This is a genomic window from Gordonia effusa NBRC 100432 (assembly GCF_000241305.1).
Classification (GTDB): Bacteria; Actinomycetota; Actinomycetes; order Mycobacteriales; family Mycobacteriaceae; genus Gordonia; species Gordonia effusa.
The window spans coordinates 104773-131142 of sequence record NZ_BAEH01000096.1 but is presented as its reverse complement, the minus strand read 5'-3'; the positions used below and the strand labels follow the sequence as shown (position 1 = coordinate 131142).

Genomic DNA, 26370 nt, shown 5'->3' with positions numbered 1-26370 from the left:
TTGTTGTGTCGCTAGTCACGCTTGGTAGTACACCCCATCACATAGCAGGTGGGAATAGCTTTGGAACAAATAATGGATTTTGTTCCAAGGTTCGCCGCCGAATCGCGCTGTCGGTCTAAACGGCTACACTCAGGCCGTCAAAACTATTTCCGTGTTCAGGGGGAATCGTGACCAACGATGAGCAGACCGGCGCGCCAGCCGCCGCACCGGCGACCGATGCGTCGCTGCCACCTTGGCTACAGAGTCAAGGCAGCAACGGGCAAGCCGCCCCGCCGAACGCCTATGGCCAGCATTCGGTGCCGCAGCAACCGCAGGCGCCTCCAATTCAGCAGGCCCCGCCACCGCAGCAGCCGCAGCAGGCGCCGCCGGTTCAGCAGGCGCCACCGGTTCAGTACGGTCCCCCGCCGGGCCAGTTCGTTCCGGGTCCCACACCCGCGCCCACACAGCAGCCGGGACCGCAATTCACGCCCAATCCCGGCTTCGTGCCCGCACAGCAGCCGCCCGCTCCACCCAACCTCGATGAAGCGACATTGCTCCGCAAGGCCCGCAAGGCGCCCGCTCACGGCTGGCGGCGCGCACTGCACCGGGTGACCGGCGGCCGGGTCAATCCGGGCGAATCGCCGGCCGAAATCAACCATCAGCACCTGGTCGAACGAGTCAATCGTCCGGTGCGCGGCGATTACCGCATCGCGGTGCTGTCGCTCAAGGGCGGCGTCGGCAAGACCACCACCACGGTCGGCCTCGGCTCCACTTTCGCCTCGCTACGCGGCGACCGTGTCATCGCCGTCGACGCGAACCCCGACTTGGGGACGCTGGGCCAGCGCATTCCACAACAGACCAATTCGACGGTGCGCGACCTGCTCGCAGACAAATCCGTCAACCGCTATTCGGATGTTCGTGCCCACACCTCGCAAGCGCCGAGTCGACTGGAAGTGCTTGCCTCCGAACGGGATCCGGCGATGGCCGAAGCGTTCAACGAGGACGAGTACCAGGGCGTAATGGAAATTCTCCAACGCTTCTACAACATCATCATCACCGACTGCGGGACCGGTCTGAGCCACTCCGCGATGCGTGGCGTACTCAACTCCGCGAACGCGCTCGTATTGGTCAGTTCGCCCGCACTCGATGGCGCGCGCAGTGCCAGTGCCACCCTGGACTGGCTCGAGGCCCACGGCTACGGGCACCTGGTGCCCCGGTCGGTCCTCGTGCTCAGTTCGTCGCGACCTGGTTCGTCCACCATCGACACCGAGCAGCTCGCCGCCCACTTCCTATCCCGCTGCCGCGCGGTGCAGGCCATCCCGTTCGACGATCACCTGGCCGAAGGATCCGACGTCGATTTGGAGCTGGTCGGCAAGCCGACACGAACGGCGCTGCTGGAGTTAGCCGCGGTCATCGCCGACGACTTCGGCGGTGGGCCGGTCCGCCAGGCCTAGCGGGGCCCGGGCTTCCCGACGCAGAGCGCGCCAGCGTCGGAATAGGTGGATCGACACGGGTATCACGATGGTGCCGACCGATGCCAAGATCAGCAGATCGAGGTGGTCGCGGATCAAGGCCACCTGGCCGAGAAAATATCCGAGCAGGATGATCCCTCCGGCCCAGGTGAAGCTACCGAGCACGCTGAAGAGGGTGAAAGTTCGGTGCGCCATACCGGTGAAGCCGGCGACCGGAGGTGTCAATGTGCGAACCACACCGATGAACCGGGCGAAGAATACGGTCAGCGGACCGTAGCGCTCGAAGTATCGGTGTGTCTTCTCCAACGGCTCGGCGCCGATCATTTTCATCAACCGGCCTTGCAGCATGCCGCGACCCAGTCGCCGTCCGATGAAGTAGCCGCATTGATCGCCCAACGCCGCCGACACCGACACCAGCAGGCACGCGAGCCACAGCGGCGTAAACGGATCCGGTGAGGCGATCAGCACACCGGCGGTGAACAGCACCGAGTCCCCCGGAAAGATGAATCCGACGAGTAGACCGGTCTCGACGAATATCAACACGCATAATGCGATCAGGCCACCGGTGGCCAGGAAGTCGTTGATCTCGAATGGATTCATCAATTCCAGCGTAACCACGCCCACGCTGCGTTAACACTGTGCAACTCGACGCGCGCGCAGACGGCATCTGAGGTTAACTCGGCTACAACCAGATGGTTGTCGCTACGTCATTTCTCCTGTGACTGGGCGCACATCATGAAGGACTGGAGAGACTGATGAAGGTCCCTACCGCGCAGGACACGACTAGCCGTTCGCTGCGCGCTGTTCCCGACGCTGACACCGTGATCGAACCCGAAATCCGGGTGGAGTATCGGACCGTGCACGGGTACCGACGCGCCTATCGCATCGCGGGCAGCGGGCCGGTCGTGGTTCTGATTCACGGCATCGGCGACAATTCGTCGACGTGGGATCAGATCATCGGCATACTCGCACACGATCACACGGTGATCGCGCCTGATCTGCTCGGCCACGGGCAGTCCGACAAACCGCGCGCCGACTATTCTGTCGCGGCCTTCGCCAACGGCATCCGCGACCTGCTGTCGGTTCTCGGATACGAGCAGGTCACTGTCGTCGGACATTCGCTCGGTGGCGGCGTCGCAATGCAATTCTGCTATCAGTTTCCGCGGATGGTGTCTCGCCTGGTGCTCGTAGCGGCCGGCGGTGTCACCCGCGACGTCTCGCCCGCGCTGCGGGCGGCGTCACTACCGTTCGCCCCGCAGATGTTGAGCCTGCTTCGCTTCCCCGGCGCGCTCGCTCTGGTGGATCGGGCGGCGCAATTGGCCGCGGCCACGCCGGTCAGCACCCGATTCCCGACCTATTCGCCGTCATATCACTTCGGTGATCATCCCGACCTCATCCGGATACTGTCCGGGCTTACCGATTCATCTGCGCGCGCGGCCTTCCAGCGAACCCTTCGGTCCGTGGTGGACTGGCGCGGACAGATTGTCACGATGCTCGATCGCAGCTATCTCACCGCGCTGGTGCCGGTACTAATCGTCTGGGGCGATGAGGATGCCGTGATCCCCTATCAGCACGCACTGCTCGCGCATGCGGCGATCGGCCACTCGCGACTCGAAACATTCAGCGGAAGTGGCCATTTCCCGTTTCGGGACGACCCGAAGCGGTTCGCCGATCTGATCACCGATTTTGTGTCGACAACGCGGGCAACACCGTTCGACGCGGTCGCGTGGCGCGCAATGCTTACCAACGGCAGGCAATCTACGACGTTGGCCGGCGATGTCGAGACCGTCGACGCGGTACTCGAGGTGCTCGACGCCGAACGGAGCGCGACGTAGAAACGCACTTCGCGCCAAAGGGTGTGAGACGATACCTGCCATGACCGATGCCTGGCCAAATGACCCAGCGAGCGGCCCCAATTTCGCGAGCAACCCCGGTTTCCCGCAGCCGCGGGGTACCGAGCAGCCATTGGTTAGCATCGGCGAAATTACCTGCACGCAGTCATACGTCATCACTCCGTCGGGTACCTTTCCCACCGCGGGCGCCCAGTGGACAGTAGCCGATATGTCGATGACCACCGAGCGAATCTCGCAGACCGGCCTGGTTCTGGCGCTGGTGGGATTCTTTCTCATCTGTGCGTTCAGCCTGTTCTTCCTGCTGATGAAGGACCGCCAGACCGTCGGATACATTCAGGTCATGGTTCGCGGCGTCAACGGGATGACATACGTCGCCAACATTCCCGCGCGCAGTCCGGCGACCATGATGGACATCTCCAATCGCGTCAACTACGCACGCGCACTGGCCTAACGCCTCCGCCTAAGAACAGCATCCCGACGATGGGGACCGGACATCCCTGGTGATCTCATTGCGCGCGGCCAGCTCAGTGTCATTCGGATAGTCGACACCGACAAGACACAATCCCCGGGCCTGCGCCACCGGTACCTGCGCGCTTCGCGAACGTTCGTCCAGCAAATCCGCGCACCACTGCACGCTTCGACGCGAATCCCCAACTGAGGCAACCGCCCCCACCAGTGAACGCACCATCGACCAGCAGAACGCATCCGCACTCACTCGGCCGATCAGTACGCCATCGGCGTCGCGCTCCCAGGTGAAGCGCTGCAGATCACGAATAGTGGTCGCTCCCTCTCGACGTCGACAAAAGGCCGCAAAGTCGTTGAGTCCCAACAGCTTTTCCGACGCTGCATTCATCAAGTCGACATCCAGGGGGCGATTCCACTCGGCGGTCGTCCGCGCCGACGTCGGCTCGGCACCGAAAAGCGCATCGGTCAATCGGTACACGTAGTGGCGGCGGAGTGCCGAGAACCGTGCATCGAAGTCGCCGCTCACCCGGGTCGCGCTCTTGACCCGGACGTCGTCCGGCAACATCTTGGCAAGGCGCCGAACGAGATTCGCAGGCTCGCCGGCTATCGAGCGGGCGTCCAAGACTTCATCGACGACGTCGAAATGAGCGACTTGCCCGCTCGCGTGGACTCCGGCATCGGTACGTCCGGCGACTGTCAGCCGAACGGGGACGCGCAAAATCGTCGCGAGATGCTCTTCCACGACTTCGCATACCGTTCGCTGGCCGGGCTGACGTGCCCAGCCGGCGAAGTCGGTTCCGTCGTAGCCGACGTCGATGCGGATGCGCACGCCAAGGGCCTTTCCGGGAGAGGAGTTGTAGGTCCGCGCGGACCCACTCGACTCAGCCTATCTGCCGCAATCAGCGGTCACTTCGATGTCCTGGCAACACTCGACTGGGATGGATGAGGCGAATGCTCCAACACATTGCGCTGCAACCACATTCGCGGATCAAAGCAGCGCAGCCCGCCATCACCGAGGTGATGGCGGGCTGCGTCGAAAAGGGTGACTCTAGGTCAGTCCTACTTAGCCTCGTCGCGCTGTGACGGCGGCAGTTCGTAGCCAGCGGCCTCGGCGTCAGCCTCGGTCGCGAACCAGATCTCGGCCACGGTGCTGTCGTAGAAGCGGGTACCGGGACGGTGGTACAGCTTCGACTGCGCGTTGCCCTTGATCGGGAAGCCCTCGGGCTCGCTGTCGTCGTCGAGCGGCGCGTGCGAACCGGCCGGTGCGTCGGTATCGACGAGTTCGGTGGCCGCGGCCGCCGACGACTCGTCGGTGACGCCCTCGGCGACCGCGTCGGCGTTGGCAACGGCTGCGTCATCGGCATCCGCTTCGACATCGGCGACGACATTGTCGGCAGCCTTGGCCTGAGCCTTCTTCGACGCAGCCGCGCGGGTGGCACGGCTGGCCTCCGACGATGCGGTCGACTCGGTGACCAACTCGATCACTGCCATCGGGGCGTTGTCGCCCTTGCGTGGCAGCGTCTTGATGATGCGGGTGTAGCCGCCCGGACGATCCGCGAACGACGGACCGATCTCGGCGAACAGGACATGCACGATGTCCTTGTCGCGGATGCTCTTGAGCACCTCACGACGGTTGGCGAGCTTGCCGACCTTCGCGTGGGTGATGAGCTTCTCGGCGTAGGGGCGCAGGCGCTTGGCCTTGGCTTCGGTGGTGGTGATGCGGCCATGCTCGAAGAGCGCGGTGGCGAGGTTCGCCAGAATCGCCTTCTGGTGGCTGGCCGACCCGCCGAGGCGGCGACCCTTGGTGGGCTTGGGCATTGGTTTCTCCGTTAGTCCTGATGTCTTGGAGGTGACCGCCCGGCCCACCTGGGGGCCGGACGATCAGATGATGGTCTCTACTACAGCTGCTCGGTCTCGGCGAAGTCCTCGCCACCGTCAGCGTCGAGCTGCGCGTCATCGCTCCAGGTGCCGGTGGCCGGGTCGTAACCGGCTACCTGCGACGGATCGAAGCTGGCCGGGCTGTCCTTGAGGGACAGACCCAGGCCGTGCAGCTTGACCTTGACCTCGTCGATCGACTTCTGACCGAAGTTACGAATGTCGAGGAGGTCGGACTCGGTCCGGGCAACAAGCTCACCCACGGTGTGCACACCCTCGCGCTTGAGGCAGTTGTAGCTGCGCACGGTCAACTCGAGGTCCTCGATCGGCAGGCTGAACGACGCGATGTGGTCAGCCTCGGCCGGCGACGGCCCGATCTCGATACCCTCGGCCTCGACGTTGAGCTCGCGTGCCAGACCGAACAGCTCGACCAGGGTCTTACCCGCCGACGCCAGGGCATCGCGAGCGGTGATCGAGTTCTTGGTCTCCACGTCGAGCACCAGACGATCGAAGTCGGTGCGCTGTTCCACACGAGTGGCCTCGACCTTGTAGGTCACCTTCAGGACCGGCGAGTAGATCGAGTCGACCGGAATCCGGCCGATCTCGGCACCGCTGGCCTTGTTCTGTACGGCCGGCACATAGCCGCGGCCACGCTCGACGACGAGCTCGATTTCGAGCTTGCCCTTGTCGTTCAGGGTCGCGATATGCAGGTCGGGGTTGTGCACCGTGACACCGGCCGGCGGCACGATGTCAGCGCCGGTGACCGCACCCGGTCCCTGCTTGCGGACGTACATGGTGACCGGCTCGTCCTCTTCCGAGCTCACCACGAGGCCCTTGAGGTTCAGGATGATGTCGGTGACATCTTCCTTCACACCGGGGACGGTGGTGAATTCGTGCAGAACACCATCGATGCGGATGCTGGTGACCGCCGCGCCCGGAATGGACGACAGCAGGGTGCGCCGCAGCGAGTTGCCCAAGGTGTAGCCGAATCCGGGCTCGAGGGGTTCGATGACGAACTTCGAGCGATCTTCGGCCAATACCTCTTCGGACAGAGTTGGTCGCTGTGAAATGAGCATTGTGTTGCTTCTCCTTGTGGACGACCGCTATTTGACGCCCTAGAAGTGGACCGATCGGCGGTTGCCGAGCGGCGATGAGTTCTTACTTCGAGTAGAACTCGACGATCAGCTGTTCGGTCAGCGGAACCTCGATCTGAGCGCGCTCGGGCACCTGGTGCACGAGAATGCGCAGCGTCGAGGGAACCACCTGCAGCCAAGCCGGAACCGGACGATCGCCGACGAGCTCCTTGGCGATCTGGAACGGCGTGGTCGCCAGCGACTTCGGACGAACATCGATGATGTCGTACTGGCTGACGCGGTAGCTGGGCACATCGACCTTTACACCGTTGACGGTGAAGTGGCCGTGGCTGACCATCTGACGTGCCTGACGACGCGTGCGGGCGAGGCCGGCACGGTAGACGACGTTGTCCAGACGGGTCTCGAGGATCTTCAGCAACTCGTCACCGGTCTTGCCGGTGCGACGGTTGGCTTCCTCGTAGTAACGACGGAACTGCTTTTCCATGATGCCGTAGGTGAAGCGAGCCTTCTGCTTCTCCTGCAGCTGGAGCAGGTATTCGCTCTCCTTGATCCGCGCGCGGCCGTGCTGGCCCGGCGGGTAGGGGCGACGCTCGAACGCCTGGTCTCCGCCGACGAGGTCGACGCGGAGGCGACGAGACTTCTTAGTTGCTGGTCCGGTATAACGAGCCATTTTCTTGTGTTCCTTACCTTCCCGCTAGACCCGGCGCCGCTTGGGCGGGCGGCAACCGTTGTGCGGCTGCGGGGTGACGTCAGAGATGGTGCCGACTTCGAGTCCGGCGGCCTGCAGCGAACGGATCGCGGTCTCACGACCCGAGCCCGGTCCCTTGACGAATACATCGACCTTCTTGACGCCGTGTTCCTGCGCCTTGCGGGCAGCGTTCTCGGCGGCGAGCTGAGCGGCGAACGGGGTGCTCTTACGCGAACCCTTGAAGCCGACGTGGCCCGAGGAGGCCCAGCTGATCACATTGCCGTTGGGCTCGGTGATCGAGACGATGGTGTTGTTGAACGTCGATTTGATATGCGCGTGGCCGTGCGGAACGTTCTTTTTATCGCGACGGCGAGTGCCCTTCTTGGGGCCTGCGCTACGTGACTTCGGAGGCATTACTTCTTCTTCCCGGCGATGGTCTTCTTCGGGCCCTTACGAGTGCGGGCATTGGTCTTGGTGCGCTGACCGCGAACGGGCAGGCCACGACGGTGGCGCAGACCCTGGTAGCAACCGATCTCGATCTTGCGACGGATATCGGCCTGAACCTCGCGGCGCAGGTCACCTTCGACCTTCACCGAGGATTCGATGTATTCACGCAGCTTGGAAACGTCTGCGTCAGTCAGGTCCTTGGCGCGCAGATCGGCCGAAAGGCCGGTGCCCGCAAGGATTTCCTTGGAGGTGGTACGACCAACTCCGTAGATGTAGGTAAGTGCGATCTCCAACCGCTTTTCGCGGGGAAGATCCACACCAGCAACACGTGCCATGGGTATTTCCTTAACTTTTCAGAGGTCTGCTCCCAGTCCGCCCTGTTTGCTTTCAGGCTCCGGCCTCTGGTCCGAAGGTAGGCGGTGACCCGTTTGTCACCGCTGGTGCTGGAAGTGTCATTTCGATATTCAGTTGTGGTGCTAACCCTCAAGCGACCTTGTGAAAGGCGCTGATCAGCCCTGACGCTGCTTGTGACGCAGGTTCTCGCAGATCACCATGACCCGACCGTTACGGCGAATCACCTTGCACTTCTCACAGATCGGCTTGACGCTCGGCTGGACCTTCACGTCAGCTTCTCCTGTTGTCCCACTCGACGCCATGACACGACCGTGCCAAACGACGAGATTTCTTTGTTGCCCCTGGCGGACGCCAGGAAGTCGAAAAACTACTTGTAGCGGTAAACGATCCGACCGCGGCTCAAGTCGTACGGCGACAACTCAACGACGACCCGATCCTCAGGCAGGATGCGGATGTAGTGCTGCCGCATCTTCCCGCTGATGTGGGCGAGAACCTTGTGGCCGTTCTCTAGCTCAATGCGGAACATCGCATTGGGCAGAGGTTCGACTACGCGTCCCTCGACCTCGATGGCCCCGTCTTTCTTCGCCATATCCTCCGCGATCCCGGCCCCACGACGTCGTGCGTTGTGGTAGCCAATTACTGGGTGTTCGTTACTGTGGATGCGCGCGGCCACCGACGATCGCGACTGCCTACGCACGCGCGAAAACCGGCACGCTGCGCGCACCAACGATCAATCCTACGCCACGTGCGCAGTTGGTCCAAATGACCTCAGACGTTCACTCCGTACGTCGCGGCCATCGCCCCGAGACTGTCGAATCGCTCGCCGAGCGCGCGGAATCGCCATCCCCCGCCGTCTCGGTACACCTCGCCGTAAGCGACTGCCAGTGCTCCGGCCATATGCAAGTAGAGGTCGTAATCGGCTAGTTGCCCGCCCACGGAGTCGGATACCGCGATATGGCCACCGCTGAATCGTCCGAAATTGCCTTCGCCGTTGTACGCGGTCACCCCGACGACGACCCGCCGCACCGACGACCCCAGTTGTCCGGTGTGCACCGTCATCGTCTCCTGGAACTGCGCCGACGGTAGGCCGGCGTGCACAATCGCCCGTTCGGGCGACATCGCGTTGTTGAAAAAGACGAAATGCTGGTCGGACACGATCGCGCCGGCGGCGTCGAGAGCGAAGGCAGACAGATCGAGGTCGAGGCCGGCGCGCCCGCCCGCCGATACTCCATCCCACCCGATGCCGAACGTCACCGACGTCACCGTTGCCGGCGGATCCATCGCACTCATCAGCGCACATCCTGGAGAACATTGTCGGCAGCGAATACCCAGCGAACCGGATCCGCGCACCGGAACGGTGAGATGCCACTGCGATGCAACTTCTCTCCCTCGGGTGTCTCGCCGAGCGCCGAGACTGCGAAGAAGCGGTGCTCGTACTGATGTCCCGTCATGTAATTCTCGACGCGAGTCAACAGCGGACCGGCGTCGAGCCGTTGCAGCAGACTTTGCACCTCGGCATTGAGGAGCAACCCGTCTTCGTCGTCGTAGGCGTGCCCCAATAATCCGGGATCGCGATTAAAGGCGGCTCCCGGATGCGACATCATCCGCGCCCACCGACTGCTACTCACCCCCGAAAGTGCTTGCAGCGCATCGAATTTCGACAGCACGACGGCGAGTTTGGGGTTTCCGTGACCGATCAGCCGCATCACCGTGCGCAACACCTCACGCGGGTCGCCGCCGACTTGCGCCGATTCGGGTACCAGGTCACGCAGTTGATCGGCGATCTCACTGACCCGCATCGGGTCGAAGAGGAAGATGACCGCGTCGGCGAGGGAGAAGAATTGCCATGGTGGCCCGCCGATGTCGGCGCTTTCCAGGTCCTCTCCGGCGACATCGCGAATCACCAGGAAGCGGCGCACATCGCCCCAGAGACCGAGATTGAAGATCAGCGGTTCATGCTGATAACTCCCGGCCAGCGACGCGCGCGGAGTCGGCTGAACGATGCCGCGCTGATCGAAGAGCGGCCCCTCGTATTCGTCGCGGTAGCGGCGATAGGTTTGGTCGTTGGCCGGCACTACTTCGCGTCCGAGCAATTCGGCGTGTTTTTGCAATTGTTTGATCAGCACCGCGATGAAGACGGTCTTGCCGGTGTAGCGCGCACCCGCCATCGTCACGCACGTAGCCACCCCAAGCCGCCAGTTGAGTGGCAATTCGTAATGACATGTCGGACAAACTTCGACATATCCCGCATCACTTCCCGGCGCCTGTCCGGTGTGGACCTCACCGCCGCGAATGTCATGCCCCGCGTATCGCGACGCCACCGGATCTATTCGTTGAGCCGGCGAGGTGGTATCCACCCAGGCGAACTCGTCGGGTGGCAGATAGTTGAAACACCGTGGGCATTTCGTCACGGCAAATCACCACCGAAGAACGGACCGATTACGTCGGCGACGATCTGCCGCACCCGCTCGGGTGCGGCAGCCAGTTCGGCCCGACGGTCGCCACGTCCCGGCGGGACGACCGCACCGACGAACCCCGCTCGACGCCGTGCCGACACCGAATCCGACAGGACAATGGCCGTGATCAAGTTGCGGGACGACGTTGACGCCTGAGCCATCGAGCCGGCGAGGAGTGCCGCGCCGGCATCGTCGGTAATCACCACAGTCAGCGTCGGTTCCACTGGATCACCAAGTGCGGCAACGAGATCGGCCCCTACACCGAAACCCGCGGGCGGAATCACGCTCAACGCGCCACCCAGCTCGGCCCCCTCGACCCGACGTCGCTGCGGCTCGGCGCCAGCGATGACCAGGTCAACACCGGACGATCCGGACACGACCGCGGCCAGGCCCGCGACGATATCACCGGCCGCCGCGACATCACCAGAGACAACGGACGCGGCCATCGAGAGTGAGGTATCCACGACGCACACCACCTGGCGGGTCGCCGACTCGTGCATTTGATCCACGCGCAGCACGCCTCGACACGCGACCCGCGCCTGCGCTCCCAGCGGCGACAAGGGTGCGTCCGGAATCGCTAGACGCGTGGTCACCAGCAGTGTGTCCGCACCGGCGGGCGCGACAGTGGCCAATTCGATGAAACTGAGTCCGGAGACATCCCGCGGAGTGAGCTGGGCCAAATCAACGTCGTATCCGACGCCGCTATCGGGCCCGATCGAGACATGCAACGTGGTGCCGTCGTCGAATCGGGATCGACCGCCGTCGGGAACCGCGACGACCACCACCTCGTCATCGACCCTCGGCAGGATGAGCATCGCGGCCGAATGCATAATCGCCGTTGGCTCGTGGTCGCCGGTCCGGCGGCGCGCGGCCAGCCGGGCACTGGCGGTGCCGCTACTGCCCGACGTCGACATGGTGACCGTCAACGGGCGACGCGGCAGACTCGCCGACGCCTTGCCGTCGAGAATGTAGGTAGCCATCACGTCTCCTTCAGATGGGTCGGTCGCGGATCGGTCATTCGGTTGTCGGTCACTGATAATCGTCTCGATTCCGGCGGCGGCCCGGGTGCTCACCAGACAGCCCGAGCGCGGCGAGCCAGGTACGCGCCGCCTCCCGGTAGCCGGCGAAGAAACGTTCGGCGGCATCGGCCGACGTTGTCGAGATCGTCGGCCACACGGTGTCGCGCAGTTCGGCGGCAGTTCGCGGTCCGCGGTAGGTACCCGCATCGATCGCCTCACGTAACACCGCGTCCTCCCACCGTCGTCCGGTGAATACGGGATTGTCGAATACCGTCACGGTGTGCGGCAACCGCATACTTCGCAGGAAAGATTGCGCCGCAACCCAATTCATATCCAATTGACCGGCATCCGCGCTTGCCCGGGTCAACTCGGCGACCTGTGTGGTCAACGCGGGAATCCGGCCACTGAGCGCGCGCAGGAAGGTCGACGCCGGGGCGCATACCGTCGAACCGCCCTGCGTCGCCACTACCGACCCGGCAGCCAACATGGCCACCAGATCGGCTGCCGCGCTCGCCACCCACGCGTGGTTGTCACCGGCTCCAAGCACTTCGACATCGTGTACCCAATCCGCGGCTGGCGGCACGCGGCCACTGCGATACCAGCCGCGCAGACTCGCCGCGGCGATCAGGGTGGCGTCGGCGTCGGAGGCATCGACGACGGTGCGGAACAGCCCGTCGTCACCGGCCCCGTGAAACACCATCGTCGCCAGCACCGCGGGTGGGACCCGACTCGGGTGCGCGTTGGACAGCGCGATCAGTTCGTTAGCGTCGGGCACCTCTGAATCAACAAGTGCCGCAACGAGTTCGCGACAGGACGCGTCATCGAACCGCGCGCAGTCGACGGCGAGTCTCACCGCATCGAGAACGTAGAACCGGCGCACGTCGGCCGGAATAGTCCAGCGGGGATATGCCAGCACCGTGCGCACGACAAGCGGGAACAGATAGTGGTCGTACTCGGTAGGGTTGGCCGGCAACTCGAATCGCGGGCCCGCTTCGGTGGGCACCGCGAAAAGCCACCGCGCGGGCAGTGCCGCCAACGTCGCGATGGAGGTGGCCGGCTCCTGCGCCACGAACGGCCGCACGAATCTCGCCCGAACGTCGACAGAGAGTGCCGCGGCTTCAGCCGACGACACCCATCCCGTTGCGTCCCAAAGGAATCCAACCCCGGTCAGGTTGATCACCGAGAGCAATTCGGCGCGAACCGTCGGCAAGGCGGCGTCGTCGGGAGCGGTCAGCCGCTCGACGAGTTCGGCCAGTCGCAACGCTTCGACGACCACTCCGTCAGCGGATGCGCGGTCTCGCAATGCCGCACATCGACGATCGAATGCTTTGACGATATCCGCATCGAAGATCAGCGTTCCGACGATGGGTACATCGTGGACCGTCTGCTCGGCGAGCCATGACGAGTCGTCGAGTATCGCTCGCAGTAGCCGCCGCGCGGCTGCGCCGGTATCCGGCTCGGCTCCCGACACCGCGGTCCGCAACCGATCGAGCGCTTCGGCCGCCGTCAGCGGAAATCGCTCCTGTGCCTGTGCGACCAATTCGCTCGCCCACGGTACCGAGGCGGTCTGGTCGGTTCCCCCGTCGGCGATGATGCGCTGAGCCTCGGTCGCGAACTCAGCGAGGTCGGGGGCTCCAATGGCGGCCAGAGCCAACGACCATGCCGGGATAGCACCGGTGTCACCGAGTTCGGCCGCTATCTCGTCCTGACGAGCCAGCACCACCCCCGCGACCTCGTCGTCGGACAGTACCCCCTCGGCCAGTGCCGACCACGGTGTTACCGCGATACTCGCGCGCGCCACCCGATGTGCCAGGCCCCGCGTGAAGTCACCCAGGTTGGGTTGCTCGGCGACATCGACGATCACCGCGCCCGGCACTTCCCACTTCGCCTCGATCCGGGCGCGCGGCACCACGACGACGTGAAACCCCAGTTCCACCGCTTCGACCGCGGCCTCCGGGCCGTCATGGGTGCTGAACGCCAATCGTCGTGCCGCACAAGGGGACATGAAATGGCTAAGGGCAGCGATCCACGATGCCGCCTCGTCATGATCGTCGGTGAGCAACACCAGAGCCGGGCCACCAGCCAACGCGCCGGCGACAGCATCGAGCATCACCCGGAACACACTCTGCCGGTCGACGTGATGGGCTAACAAGAAGTCGACAATCGAGGCGGCTGACATCGCCGGGTTGGCGACCGGCGGGTATTCACTGGTCAACTCGGCCGCGGCGACCTCGGGCACGCCGTAGGGCCGTAACCACCCAACCGATCGCCACAGCTCGATCGGCCGTACCGGGCTGGCCGCGCTCGGGTCACGGTCGAGCAGCACATGCGCGAAGACATTGCCGGGACGTCCCGACGCGTCCCGCCCGGCATCGACGGTATGCCAGTAGGCAGCGGCGGCGATTCCGGTGTGGCCGAGAGCGGGCACAGCGGCATAGCTCAATCGCGCGGGCCGGGCGGCGGTCTGTTCCGGTGTCGGAAAGTCGGGCATCACCGGTACCAGGTCGAATCTGGTCACTATCCGCGATGTGAGGAGCTGCGCCTCGGCGGCGTCGAGATCGCCGATTTGTTGCTTGACCTGCCATCCGCCGCGTCCGGTGCCGTTATCGAAGGATGTATAGGTCAATTGCGCGTACCGCGCCGCGGTGGACTTGTCGAGCGCGATGGTTCGCGGTGCTGCCATGTCAGTACCCGGGCGCCGGAGCGACGGGACCCGGCGGCGGCGCCGGCGGGAGCCACAGCAGATTCATCGACGGATCTTTGAGTGCGATCGGTCGCCGCCGATCGTTCTCACTCAGAAACAGCCGGATATAGCCTTCGATCCCAGTCAGATCGACCAGCCAGTCGGTGGTGTTTACGCCGCGCCCGATCCGGTCGAGCCGACAATGTGGCACAACGGCACCCCGATTGTGAAAACTCAGACTCCGACCGTCGGTCACATCCAGCGGCAGGCGATCGCGGTTGTGTACCAGGACCAACGCTGGCGGATCGTCGATGTCGGCTTCGGCCTGGAGATAAAGCCGCACCATGATTTGGCCCGGTCGTGTCCCGGGGATCGCCGCGAAGGTGTAGTCGCACCGTGAGAGACCGGCGTAGTCGAGTGTGGTGACGTCACCGCGAATCTCCTCGCCGGCCGAATAGGCAACGGGGACAAGATAAATCGTGCAACCGTTCGGCGGCAGATGGCGGTTGAAACTCAGCGCGCCATCGCGCTGGTGAGCCGAGAAACTCACCTCCGAATACGGTGTGCCCGAGGTGTTCTGCTCGACGGTCGCGTTGCCATAGCCGATATAGGCAAAGACGCTCGCAGCACCGGCCGGCCAGCCGAAGGTGATCAACTCGGTGTGGAATCGCTCGATCAGTCGCGGCGATCGGACCGGCGGCAGCGGTCGCGCCTGCACGCGGGTGGCGCCAATCCGGACGCGGCCTGCCGACACTGTCACCGGCGTCAAATACGCACGGTCCCAACCCTGCGGCCACGGCACCCCGACCATCTGCGATGTCCTGGCGTCGAGTGCGCTGATCGGTTGCTTGATTCGAGTCTGCTCGCTAAAACCCTGCAGTTCGAGCGCTGCGGCATCGAGATCTTCACGTTCGAGACCGGCCGGCGGCTGCTTGTTGAATCGGTAGATATGCACGACGCCGGTGTCGGGTGTCGACCAGGTCAAATCGAATTGCGCGTTGGTGTCGCTGATGGTGATCGACAGGTCTTCGATCGGTGTCAGTCGTACCGACACCAGTATCTCTTGTTGCCTGCGGCGAGAAAGTCGCAGAGAACCATTCACCTGGACTTCGGCCAGCGCGCGGTACAGGTACCGACGACCGCGCGGCACATCGGCGTCGACGAACCCCGTCAGATTGTCGTCGCCCGCGGCGATCTGGAATCGCGGATCATCACCTGGCGTGCCACCGCCTTCCAACGGAATCCGGTACACGCGAACGGCTTTGGTGCCCGGGAACACCGACCACTGACCGATGACACGTCCCTCGTCCTCGGTGAGCGTCATATTATCGACCGGGCTGATCTCCGACCCCTGCGCCCACATCACCGGCTGCGCGGCGCAGGCCGCTCCGGCGTTGGGGCCGACATGCACCCACACTTGATAGGCACGTACCGCCGACACCATGAATCGCTGATCCGCGCAGGCATGCGCGGTCGTCACCGTGACCAGGTCGCCGGCCTCCGGTTTGTACGGCGGCTGATCGTCGGCCGAGACGACGCGGTAGATCACCGTCTGTCCCGGAGAAACCGGCCACGGGTCCCAACTAAGGGATACGCCGCCGGTCGTGGCGGCTATGCCGATGCCACCGGGGGTCACCTCGGCGGGCGAGAAGTCGTAGGCGACGAAGTCGGCGTGTGTCAGGTCGAGCCGATCGGCGTCGACGGTGCTAGTCGGCGACGAGGGCGTGGTGCCGCTGAGTACCACCGGCTGCGGCGATCCGGATTTCGGTGGATCTGGTTGCGGCGGTTGGGCTTCCGACGGTTGGGCTTCCGGGGATTGCTGCGTCACCACGCCAAGGTCGGCGAAGACACGGGCCAAATCCGCGGCCAGCCCGGCGGCCGAACCGGGGAGTTTCATCCGAATCTGGTCTTCGGTGGTCTGGCGGTATTTCACCAGATTGCGCAGTGTGACGTCTTTGATCGCGTCCGCGCCTTCGGCACCCTCGGCGATCAACCGGCCACGCCACTCGATCAATGCGGCGACCACGGCCGCTCGGTCGTCCGGGGCAGCCACACTGGGCTTCGTGGTCGGTTGCGCTTCATCGGGCTGCTTTTGCGGTGTGGTCACGGCTGTGGTCGCCGCATGGCGTGCGGGCGGCGGGATTCGGATTGGCGTATGCAGCGCATCGGGCAGTTGGGCGGCGGCCACCGCTGGGCGGACGCCGAGTCTGACCTGCCGCAGTAGGTGATCGATTGTCGGTGCCCATACCTCGGCCACCTCGGAAATCGGCCCGGATGCCCAGGTGTCGGGCGCGCGGGAAATAGTCACCAACTGGTCGGCAGCCGGCACTGGTCGATCAGACTGCGCCTGCTCCCGCTGCGCCCAGAGTGTCAGCGCGGCGAGTAGATCCTCGGCGGTTGCGGCCATCGATCAGAACCCAAACCCGTTGCCCAGATCGGGAGCCCGGAACGGATCGACATCGCCGCGATCTGAGGTCACGCCGCCCGGGCCCGCGGCATTCGGGGCACTGGCTTCGCTGGTCCAGGTCGGCGTGGTCTCGTTCCAACCGATGTCGGTACGGGTATCGGCGTTGGCCAACGCGTCGAGTGGCATCGCGTCGCTGAGTTGAGTGGCAACACAAACACGGCCGAGCCCGGTGAGTGCGCGACTGCGCACGTCGACGGCAACGTTGGCAGCCGAGTTAGTCACCGCGAAGTCGGTGAGCATCGTCCGGTCGAACGTGCCCGACGGTTGCACGTCGCGGTCGAGGTTGACCAGGAATTCCGGCAACGGCACCACCGGTCCGCCGGCCACTTTCACCGACCCGACCAGTCTGGGCACCAACTCCGACATCGACCCGCCAAGGCTCGCGACGGCACGTTGCCAGACCAGTTCAGCTCCGGTGGAGGTGACCGCTCCGCGGAAGAGATCAGTCGACCAACGATCCAGCGACGAGCCGGTCCCCCGGCCCCGGTCTGCCCACACCGGCGACATTTCCGCACCGCCGCCGGCAGCACGACTTCCCGGGATCGGCGGAATCGATGACAGCACCAAGTTGTCCCAGGACGAACTCAGCCAGCCGAGGTGAAACAGTTCGCGCCGCAGATAGCCGGCCGCATTGGTGACGTCGTCGGGCGACGGCTGCGCCGAACCCACGCCGGTCGACATCGGCAGCCCCCAATCGATCTGCAACGACTGCGTCTGCTGGAAATGATCCGGGCCGAGCGGCGCGGACAGGAAACTGCCCAACACCCGACTCCAGGAGAGGAACTGTCCATACGCCTGCGACAGGCGGCGCAGGTCACGTAGCGCGGATCGGAGATTCTGTTTGTCGACCTCGAATTCGCCTATTACCGAACGCCGTTGATGGAGCATGGCAAACATATGGCGTTGAGTTCGGATGAACATCACTGCGCACGAGCCGAACCAGACCGCGAACAGCAGGACGATGACAATGAGCGCGACCCACCAGGTCACGACATTCTCCACCACCAAGTAGACCGATAGCGCGGTGACAAGCAGCAACGCCACCAAGGTCGCCTGGATGATGCGGGCCAATTTCATATTCGAGTCGCGTGGCTCGGGTGGCTGCTGTGCGTTGCGCAGTCGTTCCAGAAGTTGCTGTACCTCGCCATAGCAATTGCCGAAGGCACCGGCCAATCGGCTGCCGACCGCGACACCGAAACTGCGCGAGGTCCGTCGCTCCCACTCGTTGAGGTCGGTTAGCACCGCCCGCGCCGAAAGTCCTTGATCGGAGGTGCGTTCGTGGTCGGACAATCGTTGGCGCAAGTCACGGATGCCCAGCGGATCGGTGGCATCGACGCCGTCGCTTTGCACCGCCGCCGCGATAACACCGGGAATCGCGGTGAATCGGCTTGCCGGGCCCGGAACTAGGTCGTCGGCGGTGCCGATGATCGCACGGGCTGGCCCCACTTGGATCGGCGGCAGATCCGACGTACGCGTACCCGCGTCGGCGAGGGTTAGCGCGGCGCGCGTGTAGTCCTGCCAGAGACCCGACAGGTCGGCGCCGCCGTCGTGGATATTCTCCGTTTGGTCCAGGGCGCCCGACAGTTGGCCCGACGCCGCGCCGATGTCGGCCCAACCGGCGTATTCGCCGTTGGCGGTACGACCACGCACCACCACTTCGTATGCGGCTGGTGCGCCTTCGAACACCGCCCGCTGGACCCCCAGCGCGATACTGTCCGAAACTCCCTCGGCCACCGTCCGGTACCAGGCACCCGGTGCGTTCTTGATCGACGCCCAGAGGAAACCGAAGAACATCTTCAACACTTGCCACGCGCCCACTCGCTCCGGCGGGGCGGCGTCGTAGGGCAAGCGCGGTCCGCGTAACACCCCGGAATGCTTGCGCCACAACGAATCCGCCATCGTGGCGGTGGCCAGGCCGACGTCGTTGACATAAATGACCTGCGAGCGTTGATCGCTGGGTAACGGAAGGGTGCCGTCCTGGGTCAACACCTCGGCGCGGAGTGCGCCCTCGACCGCGCCGGTCTCCAGCTTGCGGTAGAACGACCGGGCCAGCCGGACGACCTGACCGGGCAACACCGGCGCGGCGTCAAGTGGTGTATGCGCGACGTCATTCCACAGACCGGTGAGTCCGGCGATGACCGGCGCCGCGTAGCGACCGGCGTCAGCATCGGACGGGTTGGGCGGCAGTTGCACCCTGCCGAAGTCGGGACTGCGGGCATCCTCGGGTGAGAGCACGATATTGTGCCAGCCGTCGATCGCGAGAGACGTTGTGTCACCGGCGATTCCGCCGGACCGTGCCAGCAGAATACGGACCCGCACCACCTGCCGGGCGCCGGTGGTAGAGGCGAGGACTTCGGCCGCGCGAGTGGTCGCCGCGATCGACAGTTGACCGACTCCCCGGTCCGACACAGACGGCACCGGCACCAGGGTGCAGACCCGAAGCACCGTCGTCACCCGCGAGGACACCAGTGCGGCCAGCGCGACATCCGTCGCCCGCCCGCCCTCAACCAGCACGACCGACTCGACCGACTTCTCCGCTTCGGGCCCGATCCAGGCGAACGGACCGACCAATCCGGCTGCCGACAGGTCCGACAGTGCGGCGTACACCCCGTCAGCGACACCGGACGGCGCGAGGAATACGGTCAGCGACGTCATCAGAAGTTCCCGCCCTTCGGCGCTTCGAAAGTCGAATCCATTTGCGGCACTTCGTAACTCGGACCAGAATTGTCTATCGGCGCTTGCGGCCCGTTCGCCGAAACGGTCGGCGGTCGATGCGCCGCCGCGCGAGCGGCATCGATCATCTCAATCAATTGTGTTGCGGCCCAATACACGTCTGGGGCCAAGTCACGGAACAGCGGTGTCTTGGAAGCCTGTTGGCGCACCGACACGACGGAGAAGATGCCGCCGCCGACGGCTCCCGCACTACCCGGGCCGGCACCCTCGCCCGGCTTCATGTAGTGATGGCCGACAAAGCCCCGGTACTCCTCCAGATAGCCGCGTAACCGCTCCGCTCGATGGTCAATGGTGACCTCGGGGCCGGTTTCGGTGATCACCGATGCCACACCGGTCCGGGTCTCTCCGTCACGCAACCAGTTAGCCATGACGAGTGACGCGGCGATCAGATCGAGTCCGGATGCCTCGTTTTCCTTACCGGTGTCATAGATTCGGCGTAACGCCCGATAGGGCTTCATCGACGCCATCGCCGGTGGTTGGTGCGATTGCGCCATTGCCAGCAAGACCGACTCCAGCACAGCTGGCAACCAGTCGTAATCGGCGAGAAATTCCGACGGCGGCGTGAGCAGTGGATTGGGGAACGCGATCCATTGCCGCGCTTCGTCATCCCAGACATGCGCGGCTTGTGTGAAGGGCGCTTCGGGCACCTGGATTCGGCCGACCGCACGACCGAGAACCCAGCCGGCCACCATCGCCCGACGTTCGGTCTGGTGCATCGGCAGGCTCGCTTCCAGCGGACGTGAGCGGCGCATCGTCCAGAACGCCTTACGCTGGCCTGCCGACGCCGCGAGCCATTGCCGCGACGCGGGTTCGACCACCGAATCGTAAGCGAGCGGGGAATAGTTGGGGTATGACCCAAAAATATCGATCCGCTTGATCTTCGCCTCGTCGGTCAGTGCATTGCGCAATGCGTCCGCACTCTTGCGGTCCACCCGAGACTGTTGTGCCAGTGCGGCTTCCATCTCCGGCGCGACGCTCAGACCTTGGAAGGGCACCGCGGAGAACTTGTATCGGTACACCATTTCCGAAACGCCGTGGATGGCTTGCATCGCGTTCTCGTTGACACTGGCCAACGGGCGGGCCAGGTTGATCGCCTCTCGGAATCGCAACGCGATGTCGGTACGACGCTGCGCCAGTTCGGATTCGGGGACATCGGTGCCGCCGGCATAGGCTCCGCCTCCCCCACTTCCCGCGCCGATCACGTACTCCCGCAACGACACCGAGCAGAACCGATCGAAGGACTCACCGGGCCGCGCGATGAATCTCCGTGCGCGGTCGAGCAATTCGGCCGGGCGGACGTGGACGTCGTAGGTCGCGCGTGTGGTGATCAGGCCATCACCGGTATCCGGATGACGCGGGAACCCACGCGAGAGCCACGTGGTGGTGCGTTCGACGACCGCACGTTCCTCGGCGGGGGCACGCAGACCGGCGACCGTCGACCATTCGCCGGTGATGACATGTGCCGACGCCCGCGCCACTCCCTCACCGAAATAGCGCGGGTCAGGGTTGACCGCGCCAACCGACATGGGTAGGTCTAGTTCGTAACGCTGTTTGAAATCCGCTGAGCGAGTGAGCATTACCTCGTTATCGGCCTCGGCGAACCGCTCGGCGACCAAATCGTCACGATCGGCGGGCCAGGCCGCGTATTCGGTTGTCTGCAGCAGGGCCAACCCAACTTCGCGCCGGGTCGACGACGCCGCCTGGCGCAGGATGGTTTGCGACTCGTTGAGCGCATCGACCAATGGTTCGAAGATCTCGTTGATCATCGCACCGACCGCGATGGAAACGTGGTGCGATAACGCCGCGTAGATCTGACGTTCAACGGTTTCGCGCGCACCGTCGAGGACCGTCTCGGCGGGCTGCGCCGGATTCGCGAGGGTGCCCTTGAGTGACGACAGCGCCATCTGCACATGTCCGGGAAGTTCGGCGATATCACGCGGGCCGAAGTTGGAAAGGTCTTGGGTCGCAGGCAGAATCACGTCCTGCAAGGTCCGCGCGACGCGTTTGACCAGACCGGTGGCGTAGGGCAGTCCCTGTGTCGCGATGGCCCGAGACGTCGCCAATTCGAGAGCTTCGGCGAAGTTCAGATGCCAGTGATAGGCCACCCCGTAGGCAGCGTTATTCGCACCCTCGATCAGCGTCTGCCGCCGCTCGCCCAGCACCTGGTGAACGCGGGCAACCCACTGCTCACCGTTGACTCCCGGCGTCTGATCCAAATAGGGACGCACCGCGGAGTTAAGGATAGTCACCGCGTGGTTGGCAACCAGATTGCCCGGCAATACCGTCGACGCCAGCCACGGGCCGATACCCGCCGAGACTCCCACCGGCCCACCCTGCGGATCGGGCCGGGCCGAAAGGTCGTTTACCACCGGAAGTCCCAGTGCCCCACAGATATTGGCCCATTGGTTATCGAGGATGGCGTTAACCTGCTCCTCGTCTGATGCCTCATTACCGCGCTGCAGGTGCCCGTGTAAGAGCTTATCCACCGACGAGCGCGCCAGGCGTTGGGCGGCGTATTCGGCATAGCGATCGCGGCCCATCGACAGGCTCGCGAAACCGAAAGTACCCCAAGGGATGTTGTTCCATTGCTGGTTACCCCAACCGAGATATTCCAGTGAGCCCTGGTCGCCGACCGCGTTGGTCAGATCCCATTCTACGAACTGCTGGGTCGCCGGTCCCGACAGCACCAAGCCGGACAGACCACGACCCAGCCCGCGGTAGACAGCGCCGGGAGTACCGTCGCCGAACACCGTGCGTTGAGCGCCGACGTACCGTCCGACCGGAAATACGCGCGCGAACGGAATACGTTCGCCCTGACCATTTTCGTGGCCGAGGGCACGCAGCAGGGCAACATCGGTCGCGCGCGCCGAGCCGGTTTGACTGGCAACGATCTCACCGAGCATCGCGAGCGCGTTGGCGCGGGTGCCGGTCACCGCGGAATCGGGCAACGACTCGAAGATATCCGGCGTCACCATGAACACACCCATCAATTTGGGGTCGACGCCCGACACCAGCGTGAGTATGCGGCACACATCGAGTGCCATCGATGCGCCCGCACCACCTGCCATCGACGACACCACCAGCACGATCGGCTGATCCTCGGCGTTGTACGAGCCGGCACCGGGGATCGACAACGACCGCATCTCGGTATCGGTGGAGTTGAGATACAGCTCGTCCCACGCCTGTTGCAGAGCTTTGCGCACCGTCGTGAGCCGACTCAAGGTGATCATCCGGCCGAGGGCGCGATACTGCCCCGCGCCGGTGGACAGCGGCGTGTAGACAGTCTCCGGCTCGCGTGGCGCCCAGGTCGCGATGGTGTCGAGCGCGGAATTGGCGGCGAGCCGTTGGCTGAGCGCGTTGTCGAGCACCTTGTAGCTATCGCTCTCCGGACCGGTACCCACGTAGACGCCACCCTGATCGCGGACACTGCCGACGCCTTCGACCGGTGAAGGCGACGTCGGGACGTCGAGGTGCACGAACTGCCAGCCAGCCGGCAAACGATTGATCCCATGCGCGGCGAGGTCGGATCGGAGTTGATCCATCATGTAGGCGAGCGTGGCACCACCGGAACCACCGCAACCGACAATCAGAAATCGTTTCATAGATGCTGTGTCCTCACTGATATGGGTTTCGTGGGTACTGACCGCCCTGGGGTGGCCCCTGATACGGCCCGTGCGGCGGACGCTGCGGCGGGCCGAATGGGTTACCCGTGGTCGGCGGTCCGGCAAATGGGTTGGTCAGCGGCGGCGGGGGTTGCCCACCCCCGAACGGATTGGACTGCCCACCATCGGGCCCGGACGTTCCTGGCGGATTCGGCTGTGCGCCAGCAGCTTTCGTTCGAAGTTCACCGAGGATACGCGGTAGCGTCGAGGCTATTTCGGCATCGATTCGGTTGCGAACCGCTGGCGTCGCATCGGCTCCGGCAAGCACCACAACGGTGGCCGCGTTGGCCGGACCGTTGGGATCATGCAGGACAAACCACGAATTATGCACCGCGAGAGGCAGTTTCGCGTCGGGCGTCTTGCCGTGTGTAGCGCCGGTCTTGCCGGCCGCACCGGCCGAGCCCGGTGCCGTGGCGACGACGAAGCCGGTGCCGAACGGCGCCAACCCGATCCGCGCACGCAGTCGCACGCCACCACCGAGGTCGAGGTCGCGGGCCGGTTTGTCCAGACCCGGCACCATGCGGACCAGATCGGTGTCCCGCAGGGCGAACGGCGCACCGTCGCGTAGGACAGCATTGCCGTTCACCTGGACCCGAATCTGTTCCGAGCGCAACGCTTTTGCCGGAATCCGGGCCGTGAACCACTTGACCAGATAGAGCAACAGCAGCGGAATCAGGGGACCAAGGATGAGCGCGGCGATAAAGACGCCGACGGTGAGCGGGACGTCGAGATTCTTTTGCAGCGACGCGGTGAACGGCACGCGCACCTCAACCGGCGGTGCCGATCCGTCGGTGGGCGCCACCATGATCGACACCGTGCCGTTCAGTGTGCCGTTGGCGTCGTTGGGCACCGTCAGCGTCAACGGCAATTCACCGCTGCGCCCCTCGGCGACGGTGACACAGTTGGCCTTCGCGTTGGCGCTGGCATCGACGGTCGGTGTTCCGGCACCGTCGGGCGAGCCGAGGATCGTCGGCGACGACGACGCGTTGCGCCACACGCAGCCGGGGCCGGTGATCTTCACCGCCGCGGTTTTGCTGCCGGCCGCTTCGACCGTTCCGAAGTCGATCGACGATGACAACTGCGGGTAACCGACCGGCGCCGCTATGGTCACCGGAAGATCGACATTCTGCGGCGACAACACGGTGCCGGGCACCAACGTGCCGTTGGATTCCCGTGCCGGCGCGGTAGTGACTTTCAGGGTCATCCGCAAAGTGGCGTTGCCCGGCGCCACCCCGGCGAGGCTGAAGGTCTGCTTGTCGGTGATATGTGCCTTATCCAGGTCGGATGTGGTGATCGAGATGGTCTTGCCCGCCGCGGTGACCAATTGGGCCGACAGCGCCGCTTTCCCGGGGATATCGGCAGCATCGATGGTTGTCCCGTTGGTCTGCTTCACCGCGAAAGTCATATCGACCGAGGTGTCGCCGCTGTGCAGCTTGGTCGTGTTCTGAGCAGGCCAGGCAGGCAATAGGTCGCCGGTGATATGGATACTCGACCGGGTCTTAGCCGCAGCGTCGCCGTCGGGTGCGATGTAGACCAGCGCCCACACACCCCGCCAGCCGGCCGCGTCGCGGTTGGTCATGCGGACCGAGACGGTCTTGCTGGACGGATCACGATAGGTGATCTTCACGCCGTTGACGTCGGCGCTGCCGGGCGAACCGGACACCATCCGAGTCTGACTTCCGTTGGGCGCGACCAAAACTGGCACCAGACCGGTCCGATCGGCCGAGGCCAAAATGGCCACGCTGCCAACCGAACGGTCGAGGACGAACTTGTGCTTACCCTTTTCGCAGACGGTTCGCGCGCATGCACCGGCCGTCTTAGGGATCGGCGGTTGACCTGGAGTGCTCAACCTGTCGAACGCGAAGAGCAGGTCGTCGATATCCGAGACCGGATAGAACCCGCCGGGCACGGGCGACGTAATGTCACCGCATTTGCCGGTGGAGGTGGTCTGGCCGGTAGCGATCGACTTCATCAGGTCGAAGGTGCTGGCGCTGGCGCCCGCGCTGTCGAGCCCGATGCCAATGGTGATAACCCCCGACGATCGCAATTGATCGGCAACACCACCGGATCGGCAGATGCTTTCCTTGGCGGCGGCGGAGACCTTAGCGGCGTCGTCGGGTCCGTTGAGTTCGACTCCCGGCGCGTATTCCTTGGTCTTATCCTCGGTTCGGTTGTGCACGTTGAAATCCAGCGCACCGTCGGTGAACCAGGCGACCATCTGACACCCCGAAGCTCCGTTGGCGGGTTTGCGCTTCGCCAGTGTCTTCTGAGCACCGGTCAACGCGGCCCAGTAGTCGGTGTCCTGCCCCGAGTTCTGGTTTTGCAGGCTGCCCAGAGTGTCGGTGATAGAAGTGACCGTCGACGAGCTGAGCTGCTGCCAGTCGTTGAGTTCTCGATAGTTCGCGGCGAACGAGGACACCGCGACATCGAGTTTGGCTCCGGTGTCAGCGGCGAAAGTCTGCAATTGTTCGGCAAGATACTTCGAGGCGGTGACCCGCGCGGCCTGTGGGTCGGACTCACGCAAACTGAACGACTCGTCCATCAAGAACAACACCTGACCGGATTTATTCGCGGCCAAACAGGCGCCGAACCGGTCGACGCCCTCATCGCCGGTAGCGGCGTTCGCGGTGGGTAGCAGTGGCATCGAAGCCAATGCGACCACCGCGAGAACTGCGAGCAGTGCGGAGACCCTGCGTGCGACGTGCGTGATTGTCATAGACGTCCGATCCACAGGGCGACGCCGACCGACGCCACGACGATGCCGGCCACGATCAACACCGCCGCGATCGCGTACACAAGTCCGACCCAGCCCGGACGCGTATAGACCGGCTCGGCTTGCCGCCTGGTATCAGCGGCCACGAAGAATCCCAACAGGATGATCGCCAGTGGCCCCGCCAGTGCCCATCCGACCAGCGCTACCGCGTCTTCTCTGAATACTCCGACGATCGCGATCACCAATCCGACCAGCGCGACACCGGCCGCGGCGATCAGTAATCCACTGGGTGGTCGGGCAACCGCGAATGGTTGCCCCGGCGCGCCGGACGATGGCCCGAGTGGCGAACCAAACGGCGGACCGGAACTGCTTGACTGTCCAAAGGGATTGCCCGATGACATAGCCGACAT

The 26370-nt window shown here is 64.3% G+C and carries 21 protein-coding genes; 3 read left to right on the top strand and 18 right to left on the bottom strand.

Going from position 1 to position 26370, the window contains the following annotated elements; translation table 11 throughout:
* Positions 1–167: 167 nt before the first annotated feature.
* Positions 168–1433 carry a MinD/ParA family ATP-binding protein gene (locus GOEFS_RS17380; protein ID WP_007319252.1) on the top strand — a complete coding sequence of 422 codons (1266 nt, stop codon included), beginning with the start codon at positions 168–170 and terminating at the stop codon, positions 1431–1433.
* Here the strand turns inward: GOEFS_RS17380 and GOEFS_RS17375 are convergent.
* Positions 1380–2051, bottom strand: a complete 672-nt coding sequence (locus GOEFS_RS17375) for a DedA family protein (RefSeq protein ID WP_040525407.1) — start codon at positions 2049–2051, stop codon at positions 1380–1382. The genes GOEFS_RS17380 and GOEFS_RS17375 overlap by 54 nt on opposite strands.
* A gap of 155 nt (positions 2052–2206) precedes the next feature.
* On the opposite strand from GOEFS_RS17375, the gene GOEFS_RS17370 reads away from it, so the two are divergent.
* Together GOEFS_RS17370 and GOEFS_RS17365 are read left to right on the top strand one after the other, a co-directional pair.
* A complete protein-coding gene (locus tag GOEFS_RS17370; RefSeq protein WP_007319250.1) occupies positions 2207–3286 on the top strand; it encodes an alpha/beta fold hydrolase in 1080 nt (359 codons plus the stop codon).
* A gap of 40 nt (positions 3287–3326) precedes the next feature.
* A complete protein-coding gene (locus tag GOEFS_RS17365; RefSeq protein WP_007319249.1) occupies positions 3327–3755 on the top strand; it encodes a hypothetical protein in 429 nt (142 codons plus the stop codon).
* Positions 3756–3764: 9 nt separating this feature from the next.
* Here GOEFS_RS17365 and truA read toward each other — a convergent pair whose 3' ends face one another.
* The 17 genes from truA to GOEFS_RS17280 form a co-directional block, all read right to left on the bottom strand.
* Positions 3765–4598: a tRNA pseudouridine(38-40) synthase TruA gene (gene truA / locus GOEFS_RS17360; protein ID WP_007319248.1), complete on the bottom strand. Its 834-nt coding sequence runs from the start codon at positions 4596–4598 to the stop codon at positions 3765–3767.
* 230 nt (positions 4599–4828) lie between these two features.
* A complete protein-coding gene (rplQ, locus tag GOEFS_RS17355) occupies positions 4829–5587 on the bottom strand; it encodes a 50S ribosomal protein L17, sunset domain variant (protein WP_007319247.1) in 759 nt (252 codons plus the stop codon).
* 80 nt (positions 5588–5667) lie between these two features.
* A complete protein-coding gene (locus tag GOEFS_RS17350) occupies positions 5668–6720 on the bottom strand; it encodes a DNA-directed RNA polymerase subunit alpha (protein ID WP_007319246.1) in 1053 nt (350 codons plus the stop codon).
* An 82-nt stretch (positions 6721–6802) separates the two neighbouring features.
* Positions 6803–7408 carry a 30S ribosomal protein S4 gene (gene rpsD, locus GOEFS_RS17345; RefSeq protein WP_007319245.1) on the bottom strand — a complete coding sequence of 202 codons (606 nt, stop codon included), beginning with the start codon at positions 7406–7408 and terminating at the stop codon, positions 6803–6805.
* Positions 7409–7432: 24 nt separating this feature from the next.
* On the bottom strand, positions 7433–7840 hold the full coding sequence (gene rpsK, locus GOEFS_RS17340) for a 30S ribosomal protein S11 (protein ID WP_007319244.1): 408 nt from the start codon (positions 7838–7840) through the stop codon (positions 7433–7435).
* Positions 7840–8208 carry a 30S ribosomal protein S13 gene (rpsM, locus tag GOEFS_RS17335; protein WP_007319243.1) on the bottom strand — a complete coding sequence of 123 codons (369 nt, stop codon included), beginning with the start codon at positions 8206–8208 and terminating at the stop codon, positions 7840–7842. The genes rpsK and rpsM overlap by 1 nt, the downstream gene beginning before the upstream one ends.
* Positions 8209–8382: 174 nt before the next feature.
* Positions 8383–8496 (bottom strand): 50S ribosomal protein L36, encoded by a 114-nt coding sequence (gene rpmJ, locus GOEFS_RS17330; RefSeq protein ID WP_005207978.1) that lies wholly within the window; start codon positions 8494–8496, stop codon positions 8383–8385.
* Between the two features lie 98 nt (positions 8497–8594).
* The gene (gene infA, locus GOEFS_RS17325; protein ID WP_003418601.1) at positions 8595–8816 is read right to left on the bottom strand and encodes a translation initiation factor IF-1; all 222 of its coding nucleotides are present in this window, start codon (positions 8814–8816) and stop codon (positions 8595–8597) included.
* A 179-nt stretch (positions 8817–8995) separates the two neighbouring features.
* Positions 8996–9517 carry a TerD family protein gene (locus GOEFS_RS17320; protein ID WP_007319241.1) on the bottom strand — a complete coding sequence of 174 codons (522 nt, stop codon included), beginning with the start codon at positions 9515–9517 and terminating at the stop codon, positions 8996–8998.
* Entirely contained in the window at positions 9517–10638 is a 1122-nt protein-coding gene (locus GOEFS_RS17315; protein WP_007319240.1) for a hypothetical protein, read from the bottom strand. Before GOEFS_RS17315 ends, GOEFS_RS17320 begins: the two co-directional genes overlap by 1 nt.
* Entirely contained in the window at positions 10635–11663 is a 1029-nt protein-coding gene (locus GOEFS_RS22610) for a hypothetical protein (RefSeq protein WP_007319239.1), read from the bottom strand. Before GOEFS_RS22610 ends, GOEFS_RS17315 begins: the two co-directional genes overlap by 4 nt.
* A gap of 49 nt (positions 11664–11712) precedes the next feature.
* A complete protein-coding gene (locus tag GOEFS_RS22605; RefSeq protein ID WP_007319238.1) occupies positions 11713–14385 on the bottom strand; it encodes a GAP1-N2 domain-containing protein in 2673 nt (890 codons plus the stop codon).
* 1 nt (position 14386) lies between these two features.
* Positions 14387–16792, bottom strand: coding sequence for a SaeA-related protein (locus GOEFS_RS17300; RefSeq protein ID WP_007319237.1), 2406 nt, complete (start codon positions 16790–16792; stop codon positions 14387–14389).
* A 3-nt stretch (positions 16793–16795) separates the two neighbouring features.
* Positions 16796–19507 carry a hypothetical protein gene (locus GOEFS_RS17295; RefSeq protein ID WP_007319236.1) on the bottom strand — a complete coding sequence of 904 codons (2712 nt, stop codon included), beginning with the start codon at positions 19505–19507 and terminating at the stop codon, positions 16796–16798.
* Complete coding sequence (locus GOEFS_RS17290) at positions 19507–23187, bottom strand: tubulin-like doman-containing protein (protein WP_007319235.1); 3681 nt, start codon at positions 23185–23187, stop codon at positions 19507–19509. Before GOEFS_RS17290 ends, GOEFS_RS17295 begins: the two co-directional genes overlap by 1 nt.
* 13 nt (positions 23188–23200) lie before the next feature.
* The gene (locus GOEFS_RS17285; RefSeq protein WP_007319234.1) at positions 23201–25963 is read right to left on the bottom strand and encodes a vWA domain-containing protein; all 2763 of its coding nucleotides are present in this window, start codon (positions 25961–25963) and stop codon (positions 23201–23203) included.
* Positions 25960–26361, bottom strand: a complete 402-nt coding sequence (locus tag GOEFS_RS17280; RefSeq protein ID WP_007319233.1) for a hypothetical protein — start codon at positions 26359–26361, stop codon at positions 25960–25962. Before GOEFS_RS17280 ends, GOEFS_RS17285 begins: the two co-directional genes overlap by 4 nt.
* Positions 26362–26370: the final 9 nt, after the last annotated feature.